Origin of the sequence: Thiothrix caldifontis, from assembly GCF_900107695.1 — a bacterium.
Classification (GTDB): domain Bacteria; phylum Pseudomonadota; class Gammaproteobacteria; order Thiotrichales; family Thiotrichaceae; genus Thiothrix; species Thiothrix caldifontis.
In genome coordinates this window covers 1-22712 of record NZ_FNQP01000018.1, presented here as the reverse complement: position 1 = coordinate 22712, position 22712 = coordinate 1, and the positions used below count along the sequence as shown (strand labels likewise).

Annotated in this window: 19 protein-coding genes; 6 read left to right on the top strand and 13 right to left on the bottom strand. The window is 51.3% G+C overall.

The window, feature by feature from the left end; all coding sequences use genetic code 11:
- Positions 1-20: 20 nt before the first annotated feature.
- The 5 genes from BLV87_RS13825 to BLV87_RS13805 form a co-directional block, all read right to left on the bottom strand.
- Positions 21-1640, bottom strand: coding sequence for an NACHT domain-containing protein (locus BLV87_RS13825; RefSeq protein WP_093069615.1), 1620 nt, complete (start codon positions 1638-1640; stop codon positions 21-23).
- Between the two features lie 185 nt (positions 1641-1825).
- Positions 1826-3373 (bottom strand): P-loop NTPase family protein, encoded by a 1548-nt coding sequence (locus tag BLV87_RS13820; protein WP_139282188.1) that lies wholly within the window; start codon positions 3371-3373, stop codon positions 1826-1828.
- A 168-nt stretch (positions 3374-3541) separates the two neighbouring features.
- Positions 3542-3901 (bottom strand): hypothetical protein, encoded by a 360-nt coding sequence (locus tag BLV87_RS13815; protein ID WP_093069612.1) that lies wholly within the window; start codon positions 3899-3901, stop codon positions 3542-3544.
- A gap of 3 nt (positions 3902-3904) precedes the next feature.
- Complete coding sequence (locus BLV87_RS13810; protein WP_093069610.1) at positions 3905-4192, bottom strand: heavy-metal-associated domain-containing protein; 288 nt, start codon at positions 4190-4192, stop codon at positions 3905-3907.
- Between the two features lie 70 nt (positions 4193-4262).
- Positions 4263-4610: an FUN14 domain-containing protein gene (locus BLV87_RS13805; protein ID WP_093069608.1), complete on the bottom strand. Its 348-nt coding sequence runs from the start codon at positions 4608-4610 to the stop codon at positions 4263-4265.
- A 104-nt stretch (positions 4611-4714) separates the two neighbouring features.
- Here BLV87_RS13805 and BLV87_RS13800 point away from each other — a divergent pair, with 104 nt between their 5' ends.
- From BLV87_RS13800 to hisH, 5 genes are all read left to right on the top strand, one after another.
- Positions 4715-5989, top strand: coding sequence for a hypothetical protein (locus tag BLV87_RS13800; protein ID WP_093069606.1), 1275 nt, complete (start codon positions 4715-4717; stop codon positions 5987-5989).
- Between the two features lie 11 nt (positions 5990-6000).
- A complete protein-coding gene (locus BLV87_RS13795; protein WP_093069604.1) occupies positions 6001-7767 on the top strand; it encodes a trypsin-like serine peptidase in 1767 nt (588 codons plus the stop codon).
- 294 nt (positions 7768-8061) lie between these two features.
- Entirely contained in the window at positions 8062-9204 is a 1143-nt protein-coding gene (gene rnd, locus BLV87_RS13790; RefSeq protein ID WP_093069603.1) for a ribonuclease D, read from the top strand.
- 41 nt (positions 9205-9245) lie between these two features.
- Positions 9246-9839 (top strand): imidazoleglycerol-phosphate dehydratase HisB, encoded by a 594-nt coding sequence (gene hisB / locus BLV87_RS13785; protein ID WP_093069601.1) that lies wholly within the window; start codon positions 9246-9248, stop codon positions 9837-9839.
- The gene (gene hisH / locus BLV87_RS13780) at positions 9839-10477 is read left to right on the top strand and encodes an imidazole glycerol phosphate synthase subunit HisH (protein ID WP_093069600.1); all 639 of its coding nucleotides are present in this window, start codon (positions 9839-9841) and stop codon (positions 10475-10477) included. Before hisB ends, hisH begins: the two co-directional genes overlap by 1 nt.
- 55 nt (positions 10478-10532) lie before the next feature.
- Here the strand turns inward: hisH and ppx are convergent, their stop codons facing one another.
- From ppx to BLV87_RS13740, 8 genes are all read right to left on the bottom strand, one after another.
- The gene (ppx, locus tag BLV87_RS13775; protein ID WP_093069598.1) at positions 10533-12032 is read right to left on the bottom strand and encodes an exopolyphosphatase; all 1500 of its coding nucleotides are present in this window, start codon (positions 12030-12032) and stop codon (positions 10533-10535) included.
- Positions 12033-12035: 3 nt separating this feature from the next.
- Positions 12036-12419: a RidA family protein gene (locus BLV87_RS13770; protein WP_093069597.1), complete on the bottom strand. Its 384-nt coding sequence runs from the start codon at positions 12417-12419 to the stop codon at positions 12036-12038.
- A gap of 8 nt (positions 12420-12427) precedes the next feature.
- Entirely contained in the window at positions 12428-14365 is a 1938-nt protein-coding gene (locus tag BLV87_RS13765) for a RelA/SpoT family protein (protein WP_093069595.1), read from the bottom strand.
- Positions 14366-14457: 92 nt separating this feature from the next.
- Positions 14458-14676 (bottom strand): DNA-directed RNA polymerase subunit omega, encoded by a 219-nt coding sequence (gene rpoZ / locus BLV87_RS13760; RefSeq protein ID WP_093069594.1) that lies wholly within the window; start codon positions 14674-14676, stop codon positions 14458-14460.
- Between the two features lie 64 nt (positions 14677-14740).
- Positions 14741-16918 carry a 3'-5' exonuclease gene (locus BLV87_RS13755; RefSeq protein WP_093069592.1) on the bottom strand — a complete coding sequence of 726 codons (2178 nt, stop codon included), beginning with the start codon at positions 16916-16918 and terminating at the stop codon, positions 14741-14743.
- The gene (locus tag BLV87_RS13750; RefSeq protein WP_093069591.1) at positions 16915-17289 is read right to left on the bottom strand and encodes a response regulator transcription factor; all 375 of its coding nucleotides are present in this window, start codon (positions 17287-17289) and stop codon (positions 16915-16917) included. The genes BLV87_RS13755 and BLV87_RS13750 overlap by 4 nt, the downstream gene beginning before the upstream one ends.
- A 24-nt stretch (positions 17290-17313) precedes the next feature.
- The gene (locus BLV87_RS13745) at positions 17314-19965 is read right to left on the bottom strand and encodes a sensor histidine kinase (RefSeq protein WP_093069589.1); all 2652 of its coding nucleotides are present in this window, start codon (positions 19963-19965) and stop codon (positions 17314-17316) included.
- A gap of 3 nt (positions 19966-19968) precedes the next feature.
- Positions 19969-20166, bottom strand: coding sequence for a hypothetical protein (locus BLV87_RS13740; RefSeq protein ID WP_093069588.1), 198 nt, complete (start codon positions 20164-20166; stop codon positions 19969-19971).
- Positions 20167-20297: 131 nt separating this feature from the next.
- Here BLV87_RS13740 and BLV87_RS13735 point away from each other — a divergent pair.
- A partial coding sequence (locus BLV87_RS13735) for a toll/interleukin-1 receptor domain-containing protein (RefSeq protein ID WP_175517946.1) occupies positions 20298-22712 on the top strand: 2415 nt, incomplete at its 3' end.

Genomic DNA, 22712 nt, shown 5'->3' with positions numbered 1-22712 from the left:
CCTGAACTGTAACGGTATTGTCACGTAATAACTTGTACTTCTTTATCCAATTGCTTGATGTGTCTTTGGTATTTTTTAGTGCGTATTTGCAAGGTGTGTAATGTGTTCTGGTAACGTGTTAATTGCGTCATTAGCTCAAGCATGTTGTTAAGATCTGTACGGTCGAAGATCGGTTTATTATCACTTGGTGCTAGTGTAATCGGTGGCGCTGCGGGGGGGGCGGGTATAGCAGGTTGTTGAACGTTAGTGTCAGTACTGACCGGCTCAACGGCGGTTATTTCTGCTGTGATTAAGGGTAATGCGTGTGTTTCTGGTGGTGCTGGCAACCATTTGTTAAACGGTTCTGCCACTTTGACAGATTTATGTGTCAGTATCAGTGGTGTGATGCTGCTTAAGTCATCAGTCATTGAGGTTTTAGGAAGTGCCTTAAAGAAACTCATCAAACGTTGGTTGGTTTCTTTCCATGTTACCGGTAAATCAAAGCGAAGTTGACGCTGATAAGCTTCCCGCACCCATTGTGGTAACGCTAAGCAGTGTTCTGACTGTTCCAGCAAACCTAGGGTTTGCAATTGTTGCAGTGTTTCTTGGCGTTTACGCTGACCCAAGTGCTGGAATTTGCCTATTACGTGTGCGTAATGGTCTTGCTGAAACTTGCCAAACCATCCAAAGGGTAGCCTGAGCCGGACACGTGGGTTGCCTAACAGGGTTTCTAAGGTATCCTGATGAATGGGGCGATACAGTAAGCTGAGTAAGTACAGGATGGACTCACCAGGTTTGCCATGAAGTTTACTCGCATTGGCGACAAGAATGCGCCGCGCTTGGCGTCCATCGGCATGTTGATCCATCAGGACGGGAATTTTTTCCATTTGTAGCCAGTTGCCTGAATGCCAAACACTCAGATACCCACCCAACAAATTCAGGGTTAGAGGATTTTGACCGTAATCCACCGCGATTTGCCGCAGTTTATCCGTATCACCTTGCACGCCTTTGTAACTGAGGTATGCAGCGGCGGCATCCACGGGTAGCTTCTCCAGCTCATGGCGTTGTATGCCTTCTGCCTCAACGTTAAGTTGTAACGGTGCACGGCTGACGACAACGCATAAGCCGTGATTGTGTTCAGCTAAGCGCTCCAGCAATCTGTTCAGGCGTGGATCACCGACTTGGTTAACGGCACTGCCAGTTTTGAATTGCAGGGTTTCCAGCCCATCCAAAATTAGCAAGGTATGATGTGCTTGTATCAGCGTTGCCAAATGTTCGCCTTGTAGCAAGTTAGGAACATTGGCTGATTCTTCACCGCCAAACCAATACAGCGCATGGCGAAAGAATTCTTCTACGGGATCCTGTAAGGGTTGTGTCAGATCCGGTGGGTAAAATGACCAGAAAAACACAGCTTCGGCATCGTGCCAGTGCTTTTTTTGTAAAGTATGTAACCAGTGACGCAATAAAGCGGTTTTACCGATACCCGTTGCCCCTGAGAGCAAAAATAAACGCAATTTAGCATTGATCCATGCATGATTGAGTAAACCTGTCTCATGGGTGCGCCCGAACAGTACTGTCGCTTCAAATTGCTCGACATACTCTTCTGCCACAATATCGTGTTGTCCGCAGTGGTAACCGTCCCGGATGAATACCCTCGTCATCTGTTTTCCCCCAATGCCCGTAAAATATTTTTATAGAGATGCAAAGTAACAAACTGCCAGACGTTGTCAATCTGCTACAAGCTGATCGGTCGATTTTCTCGACAAAATCACGGTTAGAACCACGTGCGTCTATTGATATAAGTCCATCCGCTATACAGAAAGTTCCGTGTCTGCTAGGAAGTACATTATGCGTTTAACCGTTTAGTGGCAGTCCCTAAACCACAGGTTTCACGGGTACGTTGTAGCAAAAATGTCGCTTCACGTGTATTGCCCGTCAGACGTAATAAGCGCGTTAGGAGTTTCGTATTTTGCAGCAAACTGGGCTTATCATGGCTGAGTTCAGCATAGGCGACACCGCGACGCGCACAATACATCGCAGCCGACAGGTTACCCAATACCAGATGATTTTCACACAGATGGTTGGCAATGATGGCAGCACGATACCAATGCTTTTGTAACGCTGACTTTTCTAGTTTTACCCCCAATGCCCGTGTTGCATTGATTGCGGTTTGCATATCGCTATACCCAAGCCAACAGTATCTAGCCTGACGCTCATTACCGAGCGCAGGCGCTTCTGGCGGGAGAATGGTTACTAGGGTTTGGGTGCATTTTTCCAATAAGCCTTGCAGACGTGCGGGGATGCCGGGGAAACGTGTGCGAACCCGCTCGCGGAAGTAAGTGCGTAAGAGGCTGTGCACATCCAATGCACCGGTATCAGGTGCTGAGGTAATCAGGTGTAATTGGTATAAGCGTCGTTGTACTTTGGAAAATTCACGCATACTGAGTTTACTCAGGGGGAGCAGGGCTTGCAGGGTCTCATTGGGTTTTAACCAACGTTGAAACCAAGCTTGGCGTTGGCTATGCAATAGCAAAAATAATTCTTTTTGGGTGACTGGGCGATCCAATAAGGTGATTAAGTAGAGCAATAATAACTCGGGGGTTTTCCAGAGCCATTGTTCTATCAACCCTAAAACGGCTCGTGTTTGCAGGTTACCGCGATCCTTGTTACGCCAAGCGAGAATGGCGTGTATGTCTTCCATGTTCCCACCATTGGTAAGGTAGGAACTTAATAAATCTAGCGTCAAAGCATGACCACTAAAGTCATGCGCAAACTTACGTAAGGTGGTCGGCATTAACATTACCCCACGTTGGCGCAGTAATTCCTCCCCTTCGTCTGGATTCAAACTGGGCAGGGTGTACTGGGCAATATTTTGCTGAAACAATTCACAAGCAGGTATCGCTTGTCGGGTCGCAAGAACACACAATCCACGGTTATAGGCAGCCAAGCTATTGATCAAGAAGGCGAGAGATGGAGTCGGGGAAGCGAGTGTCTCTTCATCCACATCAAAAGAGAGTGTAGGGAAGTTATCCAATACCAGTAACGTGCGTTGGCGTTGGATCAGTTTGGCAAGCAGCGTGATGCGCTCCAGCGGGGCTTTTGGTAATTGGAGATTTCTAGCAAACCACGGTAAGGCATGTTCGACAAATTCCTCAGCCAGCGTCGGTAAATCCATGTCATCGGTGGTGTCAGGAAAAGACCAAGCATACACGTTGTCAGCACTGACCCAATTAGCAGCCTCTAATTGGCTCAGCCAAGTTTGCAGGAGTGAGGTTTTACCCGTTCCATCAGGAGCATCTAGGAGGAAGACACCTTTAGATTCATCCTCCCAAGCTTGGCTCAATAAATACACTTCATAGGTTCGCCCCACAAATCCCTTTGTATCATTTTGCAAGCAAATATCCCGTTTATTTGCTTGCTTATGCCGCGAAAAGGTAATAAATTCCCCAATCATACCGTCCCTGCCCGATAAGTTTATCGAATATCACTATTTATTGATTAATCGGGCTATCAAGTAAAATAGATTATTTTAATTAATTGTTATTTATAATCTATAAGTGAATTATTTTGCAGCATTTAGTTGTTCAGCCGTTGGATCAGGGGTTTCCACTAACTCGTTCTGTACTAACTTTTCAGGCGTGCTGCTGACGGATGCGGCAGGGGCGGTTGCTGGATCCTCCGTCACTTCCTCGGTGGATAATGGCAATTCTTCCTGTATGCTCTCACTTAAGTCGGTCATATTGTTCAAACATTCTTGGATATATGCTGCTTTTTTGCCAGTAGTAATGCCATCTTCTTCAGCGTAGGTGTTACATAATTCAGTGAGGGCTGAATGATTGTTTTCAGTGACGCTTTCTTCCGCAGCAATGACTGGGCTTACATAAAGACCAGTCAAGCTGAGAAGAGTAAGTAAATATTTCATGGGTTAACCTTTTGTCGGCATATCAATACGCCCAATCGCACAACTGACGACTGAGCGTGCTTTTTCTTTCAGAGAGGCCAAACCTTCCACTGAGCCGCGTTCTGGATAGCCAAGGCTAAACAGCGTTTGTACAGCGGCAGCACGTACTTCCTCCGTACTGTGCAGGGTGACGACTTGGTTCTCTATATCGACATCAACGGCGTGGATTCGTTCATTTTCCATTAACTTTTTGGAAATAGTATTGGCGCAGCCACCACAGCGGATGTTTTCAACTTCGATACGGGTTTCCATAATGTTTATTACCTCATTGACTGTCATCAATCATTGTTAATATGAAGTCAATGCGTCTGAAACACAAGTATTAGCCTATTTTCAGACCGACAAAAAAGCCCGCCACGGCACTAACACCCTTGCTGGTAATGTGGGATAGCCGTTCTACCAGAAAGCCCCCTGACTCTTTTACAACACCGGTAGCGGCATTGGCAGCGCTTTGCAGCTTCTCGTCCGTCATTTCAGTAATCCCGTAATACTCGGTGACGAATAGCAGCACAATCGCAGCTCCCCCCAAAAACAAAGCGAGACGCAACATTTTTTTAGCGAAATAGCCGACCGCAAGGCCGATGATAAAAGGTGCTCCTACATTGCCCAGCAAAAAAGCGGAGGAGAGAATGTCTGTGGTGGGAGCTGCATGGAGAGAATAGTCGTTCATTATTTGCCCTTTAAGACCGTTTAGATCATTGGAGTTTTATTTGCGAATAGAGTTCTGATAAATTTATCACTAATCATAAAAAATAACATGGATAGCCCTCTAGAATGAAGCATTCCGTCCATTTGGCAATCGCTATTGTGTGTCTAGCGATGCCGGTTCATGCGGCACAAATTATTACACCTGTTGAAACCAGTGTCTCGGTAAATCGTGGCGGTGTTGTGGCGTTTAAGCCGGTCTATGCCCTTTCTTCCCCTGAAACAGGGGCGGAAACAGGTTTGGGTATGCGTGTTCATTTCGATGCCAGAGCCTTGCTGTTTAAAGAGGTAAAAAATGCCTTTGCTTATGGTTTTCAACCGGTGGGTGAAGTTGTCGTTGATAGCCTAGATCTGGACGCTGACCCCAACACTGACCACTATCTTACTCTAGCTTGGGTGGATGTAGCTGCACAATGGCCGGGGAATGATAAACCACCCTTAACGTTGGGTGAGGTATGGTTTGAGGCGCAAAGTGCGTTTACCGGCACAACACATATCCGCACGACAGCCAGTGATACGGCTGATGGTACGGCTTTCCAAAGCACTCCCATGACCTTAGCCGTTAGTGCAGCAGATACCGTGATGCTCAATATGCGCGGCTTTCTGCAAGGTGCTTACGTTACCAGCAGTGGGCAAATGCGTGATAATTTGCGTACTAGCAAGCTGATCCCACTGACTCAGCCTTATGCAGAATGGGGGCATAACGGCACTGAAATGACCACGACGGCCTTGCTGGATACGGCGGGAAATGATGCACCTGTTGACTGGGTATTGGTGGAGTTAAGGGATCAAAACCAGCCACAAACCCGTATTGCCAGCCAAGCTGCCTTGTTACAACGGGATGGTGATGTGGTGGATGCGGCAACGGGTAGCAATACGTTAGTCTTTAATGTGGTGCCGGGAGATTATTACCTAGCACTACGTCACCGCAATCATCTGGGAATGCTGAGCGCAGCACCCGTCACACTCTCGGCTAATGCTAATTTGTTGGACTTCAGCCAGATGACGACGCCTGTTTACGGTAAGGATGTGCGTATCCAGCAAGGTTTAGCACTGCTATTGCCTACCGGGGATGCCAATTTGGATAACAAGTTGATCGCAGATGGCCCCAATAACGATAAAAATACGGTGTTAGGGGAGGTACTTGCCAGCCCTGAGAATACGGGTACACATACCAATTTTCAGTTACCGGGCTATCGGGTAACGGATCTGAATTTGGATGGTAAAACCCTGTATGTTGGGCCTGATAATGATGTGAATGCGTTGTTAGGCAATATCCTGCTATCCCCCGCTAATAGCACTGCCAGTACAAATTACATTTTACCCGGCAGTCTGCCGCGCTAAGGTTATCCCTTATGAAAATTATAACACTTGCAGGGTTACTGCTACTGTTGATGAATAATGTTCAGGCGAATGGTCAGCAGCAGGCGGTGAATACGCTACGTGCTGCGCCGGAAGTTTTTCAGGGGGGGGCGCATGATCCTGCGATGGCTGCTTTGCGCTTACCCATGCACCGCACTGTTGCTGCCAGGAGTGCGACTACTCAGGCCGCGAACGTCCTGACTGCCGTAACGCTGCCTGCTTTGGATGATGCCGACATTCAATTGTTACAAAATAAGCCCGGAATGAAAGCTTATCGGGTGGGGGTGGGGCGTGATTTGCCCACTAGCATCAGCCAGCCGATTGCACTTGACACCTGGCAATGGACGGGGGTTGGTGCTGGTAAAGTAGCACATTTCCACTTAACCTCCAGCGGTGCATTACGGGTCAGAGCACAGTTGCAGCGGGGTAAGATTCCTGAGGGTGTGGAGCTACGCTTTTTCTCGCCCACGCATCCAGACAAGGTATTTGAGTCGAAGGCGGAGGCAAATAGTCTAACTTGGTCGCCTACGGTAGCAGGTGATACCTTGGGATTGGAGTTGTTTCTACCAAACGGTGTGGAACCCCAGCAGGTTGAGCTGGCTATTCCACAGCTTTCACATTTAGTCGTTGACCCTGCTAGCAGTCAACTAAAAAGCAGTCTTTTCAAAGCAGACTACACCAGTTGCCAACAGGATATTGCCTGCGCCAGCCCTGCATGGCAGGAAACGGGGAAAGCGGTGGCACGTTACGTTTTCACGGATACCGACGGCTTGAGCTATTTGTGTTCGGGAACGGTGTTGACCGATAACGATGTCTATACCCAAATTCCGTATTTTTTTACGGCGGCACATTGCATTGATAATCAGCAAGCTGCCAGCAGCATGGATATGTTTTGGTTATACGCAAATGCTACCTGCGGTGGTAATGATAGCAGCGTTACGCAAACCAGTGGGGGGGCACAGTTATTGGTTAGCAAAACCACGCTGGATACCAGTTTCTTACACCTGAATAACAATCCACCTTCTGGCGTGCTGATGTCAGGTTGGACAACTGAATCATTAACGAGTAATCAAGCCGTCACGGGTATTCACCATGCGCTAGGTAGCCCGAAAAAATATGCGATGGGTAACTTCCAAGGACATGCCCGCATTGAGACTGGTAGTGGTGGCTACTCCGTAACACCGGATGCTAATGGGGATTTTTCCAATATCGTCTGGCATACCGGTATTACCGCTCCTGGCAGCAGCGGTTCGGGTGTCTGGGTTGAAGCGGATGGGGTGCATTACCTCAACGGTTCCCTGCTGGGAGGTTCATCGGATTGTGCTACCCCCGATGCACCGGATGAATACAGCCGCTTTGAACGTACCTGGCCTTTCATTAGCGCTTGGTTGGGGGCAGAAGGTGTGCCTCCATCGTTGCGCTTACGCCATGCCAATACTCCACCGACGGGATTGGTGGAGGGGGTTATCGTTGCCCGCTATCTGCAAGGTTTGCGGGGTACGGCATTGGTGACAGGTGTTACCCGCCATGCGTTTGATCTTGCTACGTTAGAAACGGCTCTGGCTTCGGTGCAGCAGGTGATGGATATTGATAATGACGGTAGCAAACAGGCGGACAAAGATGCTGTATTGCTCGTGCGTTACCTGATGGGATTACGCAATGCTGCGTTAATACAGGGGGTAGATTTGAGTGTTTCCGGGCGAAAAACTGCAAGCAGTATTGAAACTTACCTTGATTTCATTCTGAATCCAGTCGACTGAGCAAAAAAAAAGCCCGACCAATGTGATCGGGCTGACCGCTCAGACCATACACAACCTAGCAATACTGCGTATGGCAACTACCCTCACTAGCGGTTTTGAAACTTTTGTATAGAATAGATTTGATATTTCTCAATGTGCAAAAAAATAAGGGAAATGTCAACAAATAGTTGATATTGCAAATATTCTTAAACACTAACGTTGCAACGCACAAACAGAATAAGAATGTTGATAGCAATGGATTAATTTCTGGTTTACCGTACAATCTTTGACGTTCTAGTTAAGTGCACCACCCTCATGTTTGATTATATTGATAACACCGAAAAACTCAGCGATTTACTCACCCGCTTGGATAAAGCCGAATGGATCACACTCGATACCGAATTTATTCGTGAAAAAACCTATTACCCGCGTTTGTGTTTGATTCAAATTGCCAGTGCTGACACGTTGGCTTGTATTGATCCGCTTGCCATCAGTGACTTGCAACCCTTTCTCGATTGGTTGAACCAACCCCAACGCCTGAAAGTATTGCACGCAGCCTGGCAGGATATGGAAATCTTCCACCATTTGGGGGGAGGTAATGTTCCTACACCGTTGTTTGACACGCAAGTGGCGGCGGCGGTCTTGGGTATGGGCGACCAATTAGGGTATGCACGCTTAGTCGAGGCATTACTGGGGGTGTCGTTGGATAAATCCCAGTCACGTACCGATTGGTCTCGCCGCCCGTTGACAACAGCACAATTGGAATACGCCATTGATGATGTGCGTCACTTACGGGATGTTTACCTATTATTGCGTGAACAATTGGATAAACTAGGGCGCATGAAATGGCTGGAAAAGCCCTTTCAAAAACTGTCTGACCCCGCCACCTACACGGTTGATCCGCAAACGGTATGGGAGCGGGTGAAAGGCTTGCAGATTCTCAAACCGCAACAGCTTGCCATTTTGCGCGAATTAGCGGCATGGCGGGAACAACGAGCCTTGCAAAAGGATATTCCACGCCGTTGGATTTTGTCCGATGAGATTTTGTTGGATATGGCACGGATGCAACCTGACAGTCCCGCTGGTTTGCGCCAAATTCGCGGATTGAGTGATGAGCAAATTGAACGCGGGGCGGGTGAATGGTTAGCCTGTATTGCTCGTGGGCAAGCTGTTCCCAAAAGTGAATGCCCGTCTTTGCCTCGCCGCCGTAAATTGGATGCCAATATGACTGTGGTGGCGGATTTGCTGACGGCATTGCTCAATCAAGTTGCCAATGACCATGGAATTTCCGCACAGATGATTGCGACTCGCCAGCAGCTTGAGAAAATGTTGGAAGAAGGGCGCACTACCCTCTCGGATGACTGGCGTGGCGTGCTCGTGAATGATTTGTTTACTGAGGTACTCTCAGGTAAAACCCGTATTCGGGTGCGTAATCAACAGGTCATCGTCGAAAGCTGATATGGTAATATCCCTGTAGATCAACCAACACAGGTTTAGTTATGACCGAACGTACTGCCAGCGTGGAACGCAACACGCTTGAAACCCAAATTCGTATCACCATCAACCTTGATGGTACAGGTAAAGCCCGTTTTGCCACCGGGATGCCTTTCCTCGACCATATGCTCGACCAAGTTGCCCGTCACGGTATGATCGACCTCGACATCGAATGCAAAGGCGATCACCACATCGACGACCACCACAGTGTGGAAGATATTGGTATCACGTTAGGGCAAGCGTTTGCCAAAGCTATCGGTGATAAAAAAGGCATTCGTCGCTATGGACACGCCTATGTACCCTTGGATGAGGCACTTTCCCGTGTAGTCATCGACTTTTCCGGTAGACCGGGCTTGGAACATCAGGTGGAATACCCACGTGCTAGTATCGGTGCCTTTGAGACTGACCTGTTTTACGAATTCTTCCAGGGTTTTGTGAATCATGCACTGGTGACGCTGCACATCGACAATTTGAAAGGGCGTAATTCGCACCACATTGCCGAAACCGTTTTCAAAGCCTTCGGACGGGCGTTGCGCATGGCATTGGAGTTTGATCCGCGCATGGCGGGCATCATGCCTTCCACTAAAGGGAGCTTGTAATGCAAAAAATCGCCATCATCGACTACAACATGGGCAACCTGCACTCGGTGGAACGTGCGGTTTCTCACGCTGCTGCTGGCAATGCCACAGTAGCGATCACGTCTGACCCGGACATGATTCTCAAGGCTGACCGCGTGGTTTTTCCGGGGCAAGGAGCGGCACGTGATTGTATGCGTGAACTCGAAACCCGTGGTATGGCCGAAGTGGTACGCGAAGTCATCCAGACCAAACCCTTCCTCGGCATTTGCATGGGGATGCAGGTATTGATGCAACATTCCGAAGAAAACGGCGGTATTGAATGCCTAGGTTTGTATGAAGGCAATGTGCGCTATTTTGGCACTGTGCATCAGGATATTGGTGTTCGCTTAAAAATACCACAGATGGGTTGGAATCAGGTGTGGCAGCAGATGGAACACCCGCTATGGAAAGGCATTCCCGATGGCGCACGTTTCTATTTCGTCCACAGCTATTATGTGGAGCCACAAACGCCTGACTTGATTGCCGGTTCGACTGAATACGGCATTAGCTATGCCTCGGCGATTGCTAGGGACAATGTGTTTGCCATTCAGGCACACCCCGAAAAATCTGCGGATGATGGCTTAAAACTGTTGGGAAATTTTGTGGCTTGGCAACCGTAAACTGGCATTAAGAGGCGGGTAGCCTTTGCAAGGCGTCCCCGCTTGCCAGCAGCGGCTAGAATATCAATTCCATCTTTACTGCCTTTAAAAACACCTGTTCACGCTCCAAATCCGCTAGCAATAACGGCTTTTTCATCCGGATGTCATCCGCAAAGCGTAATTCAATGCGGTTTTTAGCCACCCGAATCCGCTCAATACGTGGAGCGATTTCCTTATGTGAACGGTGCAACAACACCGCCAAACGCAGCAATACACACAGATACAGCGCATTCTGGTAATCTTCCACATCCAGCAAGCCAAACAATTTACTGGAAATTTTTTGTCGGTGGGTACGTACCAACACACTCAACCAGCGTTGTTCTTCGGTAGAAAATCCCGGCAAATCCGCGTATTCCAGCAAATAGCCACCGTGTTTATGGTAACTGGAATGCGACACCGCGAGTCCCAATTCGTGTAAATCAGCCGCCCAGCCCAGCAATTCCGCCAAATGGCTTGGCAGTTTCCAATCATCACGGCAACGGTTGAACAATTTAAGCGCAGTCAAATGCACCGCCGCCGCATAGCTTTGATCGACTTGAAAACGCTGTTGCCAAGCCCGCACCGCCTTATCGCGAATATCATCGTGCTGGTAACGTTCCAGCCGGTCATACACCAAACCTTCGCGCAAGGCTCCATCAGACACCAACATGCGGTCGATTTTCAGCGCCTCAAACACCGCAATCAGCACCGCCAAACCACCGGCAAACACCGGCTTGCGCTCATCACTCAACCCCGGCAATTTCAGTCTGTCGATATGCCCTGCCTCGATCATCATGTCACGCACGCGGTACATGTGTTCCAAGGTAATGCCGTAAGGCGCAAGCCCGGTTTGCTGAATGACTTTTTTTACCGCACGAATAGTGCCGGATGCGCCAGTTGCCGATTCCCAGCCAATCGCCCGGTAAGCGGCTTTGATCGGGCGCAACTCCAGCAAAGCTGCCGTAATCGCCTTATCCCAACACGCTTTCACCAGCTTGCCATCGGGGAAAAATGCCAAGGTGCTGCTGACACAGCCCATGCGCAAACTTTCCAAATGTAGCGGCTCGAACCCTTGCCCAATGATTAGCTCAGTGCTACCACCACCAATATCCATCACAAAGCGCTTGCCCTGCTGATCTTTGGCGAGGGAATGCGCCACACCGAGGTAAATCAAACGTGCCTCTTCACGCCCACTGATTACCGCAATCGGATGCCCCAGTGCCGCTTCTGCCCGGTGCAAAAACTCACGGGAGTTTTTGGTCAGGCGCAAGGTATTGGTGCCAACGGCTGCCACATTGTCTGAGGGGAAATCCCGAATGCGTTCGCCGAAACGCCGCAGGCAATCGACCGCACGCTGTTGCGCTTCCAGACTCAGGTTGCCTTTCGCATCCAAGCCGCCGCCCAAACGCACAGGCTCACGCAAGCGATCGAGGATCGTGACCTGCCCAAACGCATCAATCTGTACCACGATCATGTGGAAACTGTTCGACCCCAAGTCAATGGTTGCCAGCTTGTACGGCATTTGCCCATTAGTCATGGGTTAACCCAACACCATAATGGCATCGACTTCCACATCTGCACCGCGTGGCAATGCGGCGACCCCAATCGCGGCACGAGCGGGGTAAGGTTCCACAAAATACTCAGCCATCACCTGATTCACCACCGGGAAATTCACCAAATCGGTGAGGAAGACATGCACTTTCACGCAATCATTCAGCGAACCACCGGCGGCTTTAGCCACAGCGGATAAATTTTCAAACACCTGACGCACTTGTGCGGCAATATCGCCCTCCACCATTTGCATCGTAGTGGGGACTAAGGGAATTTGCCCAGACAAGTAAACGGTATCGCCCGCCCGTACTGCTTGCGAATACGTACCAATGGCTTGTGGCGCGTCAGGTGTAGAAATGATGCTCTTGTTCATGAAGTTCCTTATTTCGTCAATTTGCTTACATCCAATACATTCGGTATATGTTTTAGCTGACGAATGACTTCTTGTAAATGCCCTTGATCATCGACTTGGATTGTAAAAGCATCTTGCTTGATACGCCCTTCGCCACTGATCTTCAGATCAACGATATTCACATCCAAACCATCCAAGCATTTGGTGATTTGGCGTAACATGCCTTTCACATCGCGAACTTCCATCACAATACCGGCTAACAGCTTTTGCCCTACACCATTTTCGCCCCATTCGGGCAACGCATTGTGCTGACGCAACCAACTGCGAATCGCGTACAATGCTTTGCTCGTCTTGACAAAATTCAGCCAGCCAACATCTGGACTAGGCTCATCACCGCAGATAATCTCAATCGTAGCCATATTATTTGGCACTCGGCTACGTAAAGCCCTTTCCACACCATCCACCTTAGCTTTTTGGCAACGATGCCCTAATTCGGTATGCACCGCGTAAGCAAAATCTACCAAAGTTGCCCCGCGTGGCAGTTCTTTCACATCACCTTCCGGGGTATAGGCGTAAATTTCGGTCTGGAACATATCGCCTTGCATCGCTGCATAAAACTCATCCGGGTTTTGTGCCTGACTATCGAACTCCTTGACCTGCTCAATCCAGCTATCGAATACCCCTTGGGTGTAAGTACGTGTCCCTGATGCATGATTCCAGCGAGCCGCAACCCCCAATTGTGCCACTTGATACATTTCGCGTGTCTGGATTTGGAAACGCACCACCTGCCCATTGGATGCCGTCACCGTGGTCTGCAATGACTGAAAGCCATACGCTCTGGGTGCAGCAATGAAATCCCGAACCATCCCCATGCGTGGCTTGAATAAACTGTGAATAATGCCTAAAGCACGGTAGCATTCTTCCACTTCAGCGACTTGAACGCTGATTTCCAGCAAATCACATTGCTGACGGAAACCGACCTTTTTGCGGCGACATTGCTCGTACACGCGGAACAAGTTTTTTTCCCACACCAACACACTGCTGCTTGGAATGCTAATCTCCAGTGCATCCGTAATGCTTTTGAAGATTTGCTCGTGCTTTTCTTCATTCGCTTGCAGATAGGTCTCCAGCGCCCGTTCCATAATGCTGCTACGCCAGGGGTACAAACCCTGAAACGATAGCCACTGCAATTCGCGCCGGATAATATTCATCCCCATGCGTCGCGCTAACGTCACATAGGTCGTGGAGGTTTCCCGCGCTACCCGCCGCCGCTTGTCTGGTTCAACATTTCCCAAGGTTTTCATATTGTGCAAACGATCAGCCAATTTGACCAACACGACTCTGAAATCTTGGGTCATCGCCTGCATCATTTTGCGGTAACTGGCAATCGTCACCGCCTGTTTGGTCGGCAATGCATCGTTACGCTTTAACTTGGTAACACCGCCAACCAAATGCCCGACCGTAGCACCAAATTTCGCCACGATTTCTTCATTGGTGCAATCAGTATCTTCGGGGACATCGTGCAGCAGAGCGGCACAAACAGTATCCACATCCAAATACCACAACGCCAGCGTGCGAGCGACTTCCAAGGGGTGGGTAATATAAGGGGTGACTTTATCTGCCCGCATCTGGCCTTCGTGCTTTTCAGCAGCCAACAGAAAAGCATCGTAGACTTTGCGCGAATCGGCTGGCGACATATATCGCTCAACCAACTGCATCAGATTATTGGCGCGAAAGATATTATGCGAAATAGTCGGTTTAGGGGCAGGTTCAGGTAGTTCAGGCGGTGGTTCAGCATTTTCCATCAGTGGTTCTGACGGATCAGCAGAAGATTCAGGGGGCACTACCGGCTCAGGTGCTGCAGAACTTGGCTCACTAAACTCATGAAAGCCATCCCCCATGTTGCTGGATTCATCCCCGCGCTCATTGTTGGGCGCAGGTTCACGGTATGCATTGTCATCTGACATAAAACATCCTCACCGAGCGTATCAGGTCAGGTCATATTATCAACCTTAAAAAAATACCCACTATTATATTGAGTGGGTATTCTTTATCAGTCTTAATCGTCGATTGCGGTAGTGGAAGTCACCACTGGCTTTTTGATCAGCAAGCCTTCCGCAATTTCGCGCAGGGCAATGACGGTAGGCTTATCGCCTTCCTCAGCTACTAACGGCTGTGCGCCGTGAGAAATGTCACGGGCGCGTTTTGCCGCCTTCAATACCAGTGCAAAATTGTTATCAACATGCTGTAGGCAATCTTCAACCGTAATACGTGCCATCTTGGTTTCGCTCTAAAATTTAATTAATCAGATAAGCTAAGCTGAATCCAAGCCAAGGTCAACCCTAATATTTCAACCGCGCATAATACGTTTTCTGAGCTGCCTCCCGCGCCTGCCCCAGCGTATGAATCCCCATTTCCGCCAACAATGGAATCAAGCGCATAAACACTTCCGCCGTCGCCATCGCATCCCCCAGCGCCGTATGCCGCCCCAAAATATTGATATTAAAGCGCTCAGTAATCGCCTCCAGCCGATGCGATTCCTGATTCGGATGCACCACCGCCGACAGCAACAAGGTATCCATCACCGGATGATCAAAAACCATCCCCGTCACTTTTTCCTTCACCTGCAAGCAACGCATATCAAACGCCGCATTGTGCGCCACTAATACCGTATCTTGCGCAAACTGATGAAACGCCGGTAACACCTTGTCAATCGTTGGCTGCCCGCGCACCATTTCCGGCGTAATCCCATGAATCGGAATCGTAATCGCCGGAATATTGCGTTTCGGATCCACCAACTGGTCAAAGTTTTCGTGGCGCAACAGCTTGCCATTCACAATGCGCACTGCCGCAATCTGAATGATTTCATCGCCATTCGCCGGATCAAGCCCCGTGGTTTCGGTATCAAACACCGTGAACGACAATTCGCTCAATTTGCTGTCTTCCAAGGAACGCGATTGCGCCGAGGCTTGGAACAAATCGAAATCGTAATATTCCGGGCGGCTTTCATTGCGCACCACGCTGCTGGTTTCCAACTGTTCCTGCGGCGCTGCCAACGGCAATAAGAAGCGGAAAAACACCGTCCCCGTCTCCGCTTCCCGTTCAAACCAGAACGCCCCTCCGTGGCGTTCCACCACATCCTGAATCGTCAGCGAGGTATCTTCCCCCCCCGAACGCATCGGGTCATGTTCCCAACCCGGCACGACTTTATCGGTCAACTTCGCGGCACTCGGTGTCCAACACAAATCCAATTGCGCCCGACCAGTCCCCATGCTCAAGCGCAATTGCACCGTATTAATCACGCATTCTTGGCGCAAACGTTCCGCCAAATACGACAAGGCTTGCAACAACGAAAAACTTTCCACTTTCAGCCACAAGGAATCATCGACCTCGGTTGCCACCACCGCCAACCCACCCAAGGCTTCGATACGCCGAATCGCGGCTGCCACCAAATCCGCGCCCAGCATGTCTTCCAGCGGCCAACGCAACACCGTGCTATCCAACGCCGACGATTTCAGTTCCCGCAAGCGCGTTCCCAAGCCTTCGGTTTCCTCGCGCAATACCGTCAGCAAGCGCTCGCGCATGTCTGGCTCTACATCGGGGTATTCCAGAATATCCAGCGCCGCCTGCATATTACCCAGTGCGGCACGGCTACGTTCCGTCAATGTATGCAAAATATGATCTTGGCGGGATTGCGCCTCAAATTCACGGGTAATATTATCGAGCATCAGCACAAAGCCCGTCATTTGCACCGGCTCACCCGCCGTTGTTTGCACCGAACGTACCGGAGCCATTTGCGCCCGTAATAATTGCCCCGTTTGCGTCGTAGTAATGAATTGCGCGGAAGGCGCAGAGGCACCGCGTTGCAAACGGTGCTGGATATTTTCCAGCGCGTGCATCACCAATTTGCGATCAAACACGCCGTAAACCGAACGTCCCAAGCCAATCAATTCGCCGCCACCCGCCACACCGGGCGCTTGCGACAACGCCCGAAACTGCATCCGCGCCCGATTGTTGTACAGTAAAATCCGCCCATCCAGATTGCACACCACCACGCTTTTAGTCAGCTCCGACATCAATGCTGCCAGACGGTTTTTTTCCTGTTCGGTATTGCGTGCCGCTTCCTGCACCCGCGTATCCATTTCATCGCGCAAGGCTTCGCGCTGTTGCACCAATTGGTTAAACAAATCCGCCAAGCGCCGGTTTTCAATACTGCCTGTCGGCACAAGCTGGCGCTTCACATCGGTTCCCAGCAATACCTGCGCCTCTTCCGCCAAGCGTGCCGGAGCTGTCATAAAATACGACACCAAGAAACGTAATGCCGAACCCACCGCAATCAACGACACTGCCCACATCAACAGCAGCAGCATAATGCGCTCGCCCAGCGTATTTTTGAGAATGGCACGCCCCGCGTCATCCAAGGTTGACCAGATCAAGCCACCCGTTGCCCCCAACCACACCAACCCAATCAAACCAATCAACGCCACACCCAACGCAACCCGTTTATCAAAACGCCTCATGCTTGCGCCCCCAACAAGTCACGCACTTTTTGCGCCAATTCCTTGGTGGAAAACGGTTTGGTCATGTAATCATTCGCCCCCATCGCCAGACCTTTAGCGACATCGGTATCACGCCCTTTTGCGGTCAGCAACACAATCGGCAGCGCCTTAAACGTCTCATTGGCACGGATTTCATGGCAAACATCAAAGCCGGTTTTTTTCGGCATCATCACATCCAGCAACACCAGATCGGGGTGTTCGCGCTCAATCAACTCACACGCCTCCTGCCCATCGTGCGCCACCACCACCCGATAGCCTTCGCGCTTCATCAGATATTCGAGCGAAATCAAAATATTCGGCTCATCGTCCGCAATCAGTACGGTTTTTGTCATGTTATGTTCCTCTCTCTCCAATCTTTATCTCGGCAAGAAAAAGCCGAAACACGCGCCTTTGTCCTTCTCCGACTCCAGCCACATGCGCCCCCCAAAGTGCTCCACGATTTGGCGGCTAATCGGCAACCCCAGCCCCGTGCCTTGCACCGAACCCGCTGCATTATCCACTTGCCTAAATTTTTCAAACACCAGTGCGTGTTTATCCGGGGCAATGCCAACCCCATTATCCGCCACCGTCACCGTGACACCCGCTGGCGTATCCTGCAAGCGCACCACAATTTCACCCTGCGACACCGGCACAAATTTCAGCGCATTCGATAGCAAATTCAGTACCACCTGCATCAAACGATCCGCGTCTGCCCGCAATGGCGCAACGCTTGAGGGCAACTCAGTATGCAAGGCAATCTGACGTTCGCGGCACGTTCCCGCCACGCTATTCACCGCTTGTTGCACCACGTCACGCATGTCCACGTCGCTGTTGTGCCATTCGGCGTGACCGGCTTCGATCTTCGCCATATCCAGCACTTGATTCACCAAGCGGCTGAGGCGTTCGGTTTCCGGCACCACAATCCCAAGGAATTGCTGGCGTTGCTCCACTTCCATTTCCGGGTCATCCTGCATCATCTCAGAAAGTGCACGAATCGAGGTCAGCGGGGTACGCAACTCATGAGTAACGGATGACATAAAATCATCCTTCAAATGATCCAGACTTTTGAGCTTTTCCAGCGCAATCCGCAACTCGGAAGCCTCTTCCAAAATCCGCATCACATCATCCAACTCTAGCGCCTCTTCCTCCACCACCGAAGCCACCATCACCCGTGCCGACGCGCTGCCAATCGCACCGGTTAATTGCGTCTCCACGAAGTGTACCAGCTTCGCATCGGCGGGTATTTGCCCTATGTCATGCACACCCACTTGTTGCGCGTACTGGGCGAACAATTGTTCAGCACGGGTTTCGCCCAAAAAACGCCCCATCAAATGCAATAAATCGGTGACTTTCGCCTGCCCCTGCCAAAATACCGGATGGGTGGTGCTAGTGCGTTGAAACACATCCACAAATAGCAAGGCTTGGCTGGCTTCACGCGCTGCGGGGCGTTGCCACAACGACACCCACACATACGCCGTCACATTCGCAAACAAACTCCAAAACAGCGAATGAGTCAGGTAATCCAAGCCACTCAGCCCCAAAAACGCTTCCGGTTTCAGCCACGCAATGCCCCACGGCCCTTGCTGCAAAAAGTCCGTCGAGACCCAACCGGATTTGGCGAGGGAGGGCAACATCAAGGTATACGCCCACAACACAAAGCCCAATAGCAAACCTGCTAATGCGCCATTGCGCGTACCGCCTTTCCAATACATCCCGCCCAATACTGCCGGGGCAAACTGCGCCACTGCCGCAAAGCTAATCAGCCCGATGCTCACCAGCGCGTAGGCTTCGCCCGCCAGATGGAAATACAAATACCCCAGCAACAAAATCAGAATAATCGCCACACGGCGGATGCCCAAAATCAACCCCGTCAAATCCCCGCCGGAACGTTCCCCAAAGCGCCGCGTGCGCAACAACAACGGCATTACCAAGTCATTGCACACCATCGTCGATACCGCAATAGATTCCACAATCACCATACCCGTTGCCGCCGACACGCCCCCCACAAACGCCACCAATGCCAGCCAACCAACCCCCTGTGACAACGGCAAGGAAAGCACAAACGTTTCCGGGTTCACCGTCCCCACCCCGAAATACAGCAAACCACCCAACGCAATCGGCAACACAAACAGATTGATCAACAATAAATACAGCGGAAACACCCACACCGCACGGCGCAAATGGCGTTCATCCACATTTTCCACCACCATCACCTGAAATTGGCGCGGCAAAAACACCACCGACAACATCGCCAATAACGTCAACGCAAACCACTGCGAATACGCAAACGGCTTACCCTGATCCAACGCCAACAACGGCTTGAGGTCAGCGTTTGCCAAGGTTTGGCTGAAAATATCGCCCATACCATTAAACATGCCGTAAGTGACAAATAGCCCCACCAGCAAAAATGCCAGTAATTTCACCACCGACTCAAACGCAATCGCCGCCACCATGCCCTCGTGACGTTCACTGCTATCCAGATGGCGCGTCCCGAACACGATAATGAAACCCGCCAACGCCAAGGCAAGGTACAAGGTACTGTCTTCCCACCACTGCGCCGGAGCGTGCAACGTTTCCCCCAATGGCAAGGTCAGCACCGCGTAGCCGCTGGCAATCGCCTTCAATTGCAGCGCAATGTACGGCACGATGCCCACCACCGTAATCAACGTCACCAAGCCCGCCAGCAACGGGCTTTTGCCGTAACGACTCGCCACAAAGTCCGCAATCGAGGTAATCCGGTAGGTTTTCGCGATGCGAATCATTTTACGCACCACCACCCACGCCAAAATCATCGCCAACATCGGCCCCAAATAAATCGGCAGAAACCACACCCCCGCACTCGCGGCTCGCCCCACACTGCCAAAATACGTCCAAGCCGTGCAATACACCGCCATCGACAACGCATACACCCACGGGCTGGCAATGATCGAACGCCCCGCTTCGGCGCGTTTATCGCCGATGTAGGCTACGGCGAAGAGGGTCAGTAAATAGGCGAATGTGACACCGATGACTAAGATGGGGGTTAGCATGGGTTAGTCCTCACCCGTTTCCATAATCCATGCGAGGGCGGCGATTAGGATCAGCCATACGCTGAATAATCCTAGTGGGAAAAGGGGGATACCCCAGACTTGCACGTCGTGATCCCATAACGCTAGTAGCGGAAAATTGAATAGGGCAACGCCTGCCATGAAGAGGGCGAGTAGACGTTGGGGTTTGATGCCTTTTAGCATTAGGTTTCCTCCTCGTTCTGTTGATGCGTTAGGTTAAGTGTAGCGAATTAGCAGCGCTTCTCTGGATTTCCTAGCGTGGCACGTCTATAAACTGTTCATCCTGTTTCATTATGCACACGCAGGGCTTAGCTGTGGCAAAAATCTTCATCAGCCATTCCACCCACGACAAGGCAGAAGCACTCCAGCTCATGCAATGGCTGGAAAGCCAAGGTTTTGAATCGCTATTCCTCGACTCCGACGCTCGGCATGGCATTGCGGCGGGGAGCGAGTGGGAAAAAGTGCTGTACCGCGAAATCCAGCGTAGCCACGCGCTGATTTGCCTACTCAGTGATCATTGGCTGGCTTCGCAATGGTGCGGGTTTGAATTCATGCAGGCGCGGGCATTGGGCAAAACCATTTTCCCGCTGCGTATCCAGCCCGGCTTGCAAACCACAGTGGCAGCCGACATCCAGCACCTTGACCTGACAAAAGATCGGGACGATGCGCTGCAACGCCTGCACGCCCAGCTTACCGAACTGACCCTCACTCTCCAGCAACGCTTTGACTGGGACAAAACCCGCCCGCCGTACCCCGGTATGCTGGCATTTGAGGCAGAAGATGCGCCAGTATTTTTCGGGCGCGACCACGAAACCAACCAATTGCGTGAGCGCCTCAACCAGCACCGCACCCTCGGCAATGCCAGTGTGCTGCTAATGCTGGCGGCTTCCGGTGCGGGCAAATCCTCATTGCTGAAAGCCGGGTTATTGCCACGTTTACGCCGCGATACCCGCCACTGGATTGTGCTGGAAGCCTTGCGCCCAGAACGCGAACCGCTGCGCAAACTGGCACAAGTGCTGGCGACTGCCAACGGCACACCGCAACACGCCGCTGACCTCTACGCCCAATTGCAGGGTGAACAGGCATTGCCCGCCCTGCGCGATTACCTTGAGCAATTGCGCACCCCGAATGCGCAATGGGATGCCACGCTGCTGCTGAGCATTGACCAAGCCGAAGAACTGTTCACCACCGCAGAACCGCCACAAACCCAAGCTCTGTTTCAGCTTTTGCTGGCGGCGCAACAGGCAAAACTGCCGCTGCTGACCCTGATGGCAATGCGCAGCGACTATCTGGCAGCCTTGCAAGCCCAAGTGAGTGAAACTGGCGCACTGGAAACCAGCCTGTTCGCGCTCGACCCCTTGCCGCTGGAGCGGGTTAGCGACCTGATCCGTGGCCCGGCGGGGGTGGTGGGGCTGACGGTTGAAAACGGTTTGGTGACTGCCGTCACCCGCGATGCGGCTACCGCAGACGCATTGCCGCTGCTGGCGTTTGCCTTACGCGAACTGTACGAACGTTTTGGCGCGGATGGCGACCTGACGCTGGACGAATACCACCGCCTCGGTTCTGAGCATCTCAACCCGCTGGAAAATGCCGTGCAGCACAAAGCCAGCGAAGCCATCCAGCCCGACCGCTTGGGAAAGGCAGCACAGCAAGCCTTGCGTGATGCTTTCATCCCGCATCTGGTACGGGTCAATGACGCGGGCGACTACGTGCGCCAAGCGGCGGATTGGGAAGCTCTGCCTGCCGCCGCCCACCCGCTGCTGGACAAACTCACCAACGCCCGCCTGCTGGTGCAACGCAGTGCCAACGGTATCAAGCGGGTGGAAGTGGCGCACGAAGCCCTGTTACGCCACTGGCAATTGCTCAACGGCTGGCTGCGCGAAGAACACGACTTCCTGCTCGGCAAGCAACAACTCGAACACAGCCTGCGCGAGTGGCAACACCTGCCCGACGCGCACAAAGACAAGGGGCTATTGCAGGGCATTGCGCTGGAACGGGCGCGGGAATGGCTGTTTGCCAACCGCTCCGGCTTGAGCGCGGACGAACGCGCCTACATCCAGCACAGCCACCAAGCCGAAGAGCGGCGGCAACAACGTTTGGAGGCGATGTTGCGGGAAGCCAACACCCTGATCAACTTCATCAACTTCGACCTGCGCGACAAGCTCGAACCCATAGGGCGGCTCGACATCATGCAGGACATCCAGTCACGGGTGACGGCTTATTACAACAACCTCGGCGATAGCGTCAAAGGCGATGAGCTACTTTGGCAAAAAGCAGTGGGACTGTCCCAACAAGCCGATACGCTAGTAGGTCAGGGTAATCAAGAACAAGCCGAAAAGTTATACCGCGAAGCCAACCAGTTCAATCAGCAACGCGCCGACAACGACCCCAGCAATACCGACTGGCAACGCGCCCTCTCCATCAGCCTTCACAAGATCGGCGACATCCTCACAGCGCAGGGCAAGCTCGACGACGCCAAAGCCGTGTTTGAGAAAAGCATGAACATTAGCCAAACGCTCGTGGACAACGACCCCAGCAATGCCCGTTGGCAATACGATTTGGGCATTAGCCATGAAGGAATTGGCATGGTTGAACAGGCACAGGGAAATCTGGACGCAGCGTTAAGGCATTACAAAATTCGTAATCAATTGGTACAAACGCTGGCAGACAACGACCCCAGCAATGCCGAATGGCAACGCGACCTCGCCGTCAGCCTAGGAAATATCGGC

Excerpts from the sequence above, each read along its gene's own strand:
- BLV87_RS13745 (WP_093069589.1), bottom strand. The coding sequence starts at position 19,965 with ATGCTAACCCCCATCTTAGTCATCGGTGTCACATTCGCCTATTTACTG.
- hisB (WP_093069601.1), top strand. The coding sequence starts at position 9,246 with ATGACCGAACGTACTGCCAGCGTGGAACGCAACACGCTTGAAACCCAA.
- BLV87_RS13750 (WP_093069591.1), bottom strand. The coding sequence starts at position 17,289 with ATGACAAAAACCGTACTGATTGCGGACGATGAGCCGAATATTTTGATT.
- BLV87_RS13770 (WP_093069597.1), bottom strand. The coding sequence starts at position 12,419 with ATGAACAAGAGCATCATTTCTACACCTGACGCGCCACAAGCCATTGGT.
- BLV87_RS13765 (WP_093069595.1), bottom strand. The coding sequence starts at position 14,365 with ATGTCAGATGACAATGCATACCGTGAACCTGCGCCCAACAATGAGCGC.
- ppx (WP_093069598.1), bottom strand. The coding sequence starts at position 12,032 with ATGACTAATGGGCAAATGCCGTACAAGCTGGCAACCATTGACTTGGGG.
- BLV87_RS13755 (WP_093069592.1), bottom strand. The coding sequence starts at position 16,918 with ATGAGGCGTTTTGATAAACGGGTTGCGTTGGGTGTGGCGTTGATTGGT.
- BLV87_RS13740 (WP_093069588.1), bottom strand. The coding sequence starts at position 20,166 with ATGCTAAAAGGCATCAAACCCCAACGTCTACTCGCCCTCTTCATGGCA.
- BLV87_RS13805 (WP_093069608.1), bottom strand. The coding sequence starts at position 4,610 with ATGAACGACTATTCTCTCCATGCAGCTCCCACCACAGACATTCTCTCC.
- rnd (WP_093069603.1), top strand. The coding sequence starts at position 8,062 with ATGTTTGATTATATTGATAACACCGAAAAACTCAGCGATTTACTCACC.
- hisH (WP_093069600.1), top strand. The coding sequence starts at position 9,839 with ATGCAAAAAATCGCCATCATCGACTACAACATGGGCAACCTGCACTCG.
- BLV87_RS13825 (WP_093069615.1), bottom strand. The coding sequence starts at position 1,640 with ATGACGAGGGTATTCATCCGGGACGGTTACCACTGCGGACAACACGAT.
- rpoZ (WP_093069594.1), bottom strand. The coding sequence starts at position 14,676 with ATGGCACGTATTACGGTTGAAGATTGCCTACAGCATGTTGATAACAAT.
- BLV87_RS13800 (WP_093069606.1), top strand. The coding sequence starts at position 4,715 with ATGAAGCATTCCGTCCATTTGGCAATCGCTATTGTGTGTCTAGCGATG.
- BLV87_RS13810 (WP_093069610.1), bottom strand. The coding sequence starts at position 4,192 with ATGGAAACCCGTATCGAAGTTGAAAACATCCGCTGTGGTGGCTGCGCC.
- BLV87_RS13795 (WP_093069604.1), top strand. The coding sequence starts at position 6,001 with ATGAAAATTATAACACTTGCAGGGTTACTGCTACTGTTGATGAATAAT.
- BLV87_RS13815 (WP_093069612.1), bottom strand. The coding sequence starts at position 3,901 with ATGAAATATTTACTTACTCTTCTCAGCTTGACTGGTCTTTATGTAAGC.